At 39.3% G+C, this 3,148-nt stretch carries 4 protein-coding genes; all 4 read right to left on the reverse strand.

All coding sequences use genetic code 11. The features are described 5' to 3' along the window. Positions 1-172: 172 nt before the first annotated feature. The gene (locus tag Q0E20_RS09355) at positions 173-631 is read right to left on the reverse strand and encodes an OmpH family outer membrane protein (protein WP_295999414.1); all 459 of its coding nucleotides are present in this window, start codon (positions 629-631) and stop codon (positions 173-175) included. A gap of 204 nt (positions 632-835) precedes the next feature. Continuing rightward, positions 836-1,213 carry a GerW family sporulation protein gene (locus Q0E20_RS09360; RefSeq protein WP_295999418.1) on the reverse strand — a complete coding sequence of 126 codons (378 nt, stop codon included), beginning with the start codon at positions 1,211-1,213 and terminating at the stop codon, positions 836-838. 23 nt (positions 1,214-1,236) lie between these two features. Then, positions 1,237-2,367, reverse strand: a complete 1,131-nt coding sequence (locus tag Q0E20_RS09365; protein WP_295999427.1) for a hypothetical protein — start codon at positions 2,365-2,367, stop codon at positions 1,237-1,239. Between the two features lie 42 nt (positions 2,368-2,409). Next, positions 2,410-2,988, reverse strand: a complete 579-nt coding sequence (locus tag Q0E20_RS09370; protein ID WP_295999423.1) for a cob(I)yrinic acid a,c-diamide adenosyltransferase — start codon at positions 2,986-2,988, stop codon at positions 2,410-2,412. Positions 2,989-3,148: the final 160 nt, after the last annotated feature.

Genomic DNA, 3,148 nt, shown 5'->3' on the forward strand with positions numbered 1-3,148 from the left:
TTAGCTCACACCCTGCGTCGCCCCTGTTCCTTGGTCTAAAAAAATTAATATCTATCCCTAATAGAGGAAAACAGCCCTCTCTCGAAAAACGACTTCGGGCTCCGCGTAAGCGCAGTAGCGTGTCGGCTTTTCGAGAGAGGGCTGTTTTGAATTCTACCTCACAGGATAGATATTATTTTTTTAGACGTTTAATTACTTCATCAGTAATATTTTCAACGTTACTATTTGCATCAGCTGCGCGGATTGTGTATGGATCGTCTAATACAACGTCCATTTTCTTTTCTACGCGAACCGCTTCGATAGCATTGTGAATATTTTGCATCATAGGTTGAGCAATTTTATTCACTTCATCATTTTCTTTTTGCAACAATGGAGCTACGGATTTATTGAATTCAGCTTCTGCTTGAGCTTGATCTTTAATTTTATCAATCTCTTGCATTTTCTTTTCAATTTGTGGACGGTATTGTGCATCTACTTGTTGCATTTTCATATCAAGTGCACCGTAACCAGGATAGCTATTTACAACTTGACTCATTTGTACCAAACCAATGTTAGCAGCGCTTGCCACAGCAGTGGTAGCGGAGATAGCACCAACGATAGCTAATGTTGTCAATTTCTTAGTTAATTTCATCTGAGATCCTCCTCAATAGTAAAGTTTCACTACACAAACGTGTAATGGACTATTTTTACTATATCAAATCTCCCTTGCTTTCACAAGTCAAAACCCTCAAAATCGAAGATAAGATATAGCATCTAATAATTCAATTGTATACTATTAAATAATAATAAGGGCCCATGAACTCATCATGAACCCTTATTAAAAAATTTATATCTATTATTGTTCATCATTAAGATAAATATATTTATCAGATTTCAATTTAGATACAAGATCAGGCACTAAACCAATAAGACGATCAAAGCTATTGCTATAAGGATTGCCTTTAATATTGAACAACTCAATACGTTCACCCTTAATAACAAGTACAGCGCTTGGTTCCATGCGAGCACCGCCGCCACCGCCTCCACATTCATGGTTTTTGTTAGCAGTATTGTGGTTTGTACCTGTGCCAAAACCAAATGTTACGTCTACAAATGGAACCAATGTAGTATCGCCGATTTGCACAGCTTCACCAACTACGGTTTCCACCTTAATCATATTTTTAAACTTTTCAAAAAGGACTTCCAAATTTTCTTTTACGTTACTGTTCTCCATCGTAGTACCTCCACTGATGTAAACTATGCATTAGCGGCTTGTTCCGCTTTTAATCGTTCTAATTCTTTATTTTCTTTGTGCTTAACCCTAAACACCTTAATGGCTTCTATAATTAGTGCACGCATTGGTTGTGAAAGCACGAATCGTGTCCCATGCCATGCCAACACGCCTAGGATAATACGCCCTTTAATATGGCCGCTGCCTTCTAAATGCCAATGCAAATAATCAATTTCCACATGTTCCGCCTGTTCAGGCCAAATGCTGTACAACATCGAAGCAAGCATGCCACCTTTAAATGGATCAGCGATGCCGATACGCCCTTCTACAGCGATATTCCGTGGTTTAGAATGGTCATAACACCGCTTAGAAACAAGCAATAATTGACGCCACAATTCTGTATTCGTCACATATTTCATAAACCAGAAAGTTGGAATTTCCGATTTAAAACTAGCCACCGGATCATTAGGATCAGGCTTTTGAAAGTGCGATTTTACGCTATCCTTCAAGCCGTCTATCTTCGCAAATACCTTTTCTTTTACAGTGCCATCACTATTGAAAGTAACCTTTTCAACCACTTCATCATCAGGTTTCATCGTTGGGTTATCATGAATGGCATCATATTGTGCAGCTCGAGCTTCAGCACCTTTATTATCATCCTTAGATGTATCAACACGCTCAATACGAACCTGTTTACCTTGTGCCTCTGCTGTTTGTCCCGCACTACGCGTAGCATCTAAACGATCATCAGATGTACCAAAAGTCGTAGACTCAGCCGGTTCAGTACTGCCCTGTCCACCACCTTGCATGGCTTTCATCATCGCTTCCGCTTGAGCAGCCATCGGGTCATTTTCGAATTCATCAACAGCCTTTTGATATTCATCATCAACACGTTGTTGAATCCAATCATCGTACTCTTTCACAGGACCTATTTTCTGCATACCTAATAGATACAGTTCTTTAAAAAATGGTTTCCCCTGGAAATAAGCGAGATGCAGTGACAATACACGCCACAGCCATTTAATGGATAATTCTACGCGATACGGCGTCCTGCCGTTCCATTCGATGCTATATGTGATTGGCGTTAGTAGGATAATCAAGATCAGCGCTACGATGATAAGCACTATAACTAGTGCCACAATAGCGACTATACTCAACCACATCACCTCCTTAGGTTATGGGATTAGTGAAAGTATGCTCTAATTTTCAATGCCCTTACGAGCCATTACACCTTGCATATAATAATGCTTTACTTCCTTCATTTCCGTTACAAGATCGGCCTCATCAAGAAGCTCTTGCGGTGCACCTCGCCCAGTAAACACAAGTTCTGTTTCTGGATTACGAGCCTGTAATAAAGCCTCCGTCTTTTTCCAATCAATGAGTTCAAAGAACAAAGCCATGTTGTATTCATCGAGAACCACTAAATCATACTCACCACTAGATACAGCCTCTAGTGCACGTTCATAGCCCTTTTCAATAAGTGCTACATAATCCTTAGGTGGATTCCCCGACTCAAATACAACCACTTCATCACCCCATTTGGCGAGCTCATCCTTGCTCTTCATACCTTCTTTGATGATAAAAAACGGTTTACCCACAGTTTCTAATGTAATATTGTTAAGGGACGGTAAAATATTATGTTCACTATATACTTTAGACTTCATGAACTGTAAAAATAAAACCTTTTTACCAGCGCCTATAGCACGTATAGCGAGACCAATAGCAGCCGTCGTTTTACCCTTGCCTTCGCCGGTATAAACTTGTACATAGGCCTTCATAGATATACCTCCGTTCATATACCTTAATTGTACAATATTTATAGAGGAAAAGGAATAGATATCCTTATTATGCAATATAGTACATTCTAGAGTAATCAAACATTTGTGACAAATACTTATGCCTTTTGATTCATAAAGTACTCTGTTATAACTTGGTTCG

Source organism: uncultured Veillonella sp. (assembly GCF_934230905.1).
GTDB lineage: Bacteria > Bacillota > Negativicutes > Veillonellales > Veillonellaceae > Veillonella.